The organism is Variovorax sp. Soil_C_39, from assembly GCF_057656815.1.
Genome location: NZ_JBDGJQ010000036.1, coordinates 1 through 1,110, shown reverse-complemented (window position 1 = coordinate 1,110; position 1,110 = coordinate 1). Strand labels below are relative to the sequence as shown.

The 1,110-nt window shown below is 70.0% G+C and carries 1 protein-coding gene; it reads right to left on the bottom strand.

Annotated features, from left to right (window positions below):
• The coding region (locus AC3A6J_RS27980; RefSeq protein ID WP_487863268.1) for a type VI secretion system Vgr family protein at window positions 1-1,110 on the bottom strand (1,110 nt) is incomplete at both ends.

Here is a 1,110-nt window from a genome sequence, read left to right as displayed (position 1 = left end):
CTGTTCTCGTCCTTCGTGCAGTAGCGGTTCCAGTGGAAGCTCAGCTTCACGCGGCCGTACTCGTCGGTCCAGATCTCGCGGCCCGCCGGTCCCGTGACGATCGCCGTCTGCGGCCCCGTGGTGCGCGGCCTGGGCACCGGCGGCGCTGTCGCGCGGAACACCTTGCTCGCGGGGATCACCTCGAAATCGACCCGGCACTCGAACGGCTGCTGCGCGCTCGCGTCGCCCACGTCCTGCAGCCGCAGGTGCGCTGCGGTCACCAGGTACTGGCGGTTCGACTCGTTGTGCGGATGGCGCTCCAGCGCGACCAGGCAGCCGGGCACCACCGCACGCAGGTTGCCCGCGCCGCTCGCGCGCTCGCCCTGGCTGCCGGTCTCTTCCATGCGCGTGCGCACCAACTGCTCGCCTTCGGACTCCACCACGTAGTCGCCAGGCCAGCCATAGCGCTCCCAACTGGCCTGCGCCGTCTTGCGCGGCATCGCGCTGACCTGCTGCAGCTCGGCGCGCGGGCGCTGGAAGTCGAAGTCGTCGGTCACCCAGCGGCCGCTCTGCAGCTCTTCGCAGGCATTGAAGCGGTCGCAGTGCTCCTCGCGCACGGTGGCTTCCGCCGCGTGGAACGGAATGCGCTGGTAGCCCGCATGCGCGAAGGGCTGGTGCGAGGCCATGTCGTCGACGATCACCAGCCGGTGGCTGTCTTGCGCATGCTCGAAGTAGTAGTACAGGCCCCACTCGTGCAGCAGGCGCGCTACGAAGTCGTGGTCGGTCTCGCCGTACTGCACCTGGAACTCGCGCGGCGGGTAGCTGCGCGTGGCGCGCACATCGAACGCCAACCCGTACTTGCCGAGCACCTCGCGCACGATGTCCAGCACGTTCTGGTTCTGGAAGATGCGGTAGTCGCTGGTGCGCGTGGCCAGCGTGAGCCAGGGCTCGATCACGGCCTCGTACAGCGCGCGCCGGTTCTCCAGGCGCAGGAAGCGCACGCGCGTGACGAGGCCCGAGAGGTGGCGCTGGGCCGGGCCGCTGCCCGGGCGCCCGTCGAGCACGATGTGCGCGGTGAGCGGCTCGCCCACGAGCTGCTTGATGGCGACGTTGGCGGCCTGGCGCTCGTTG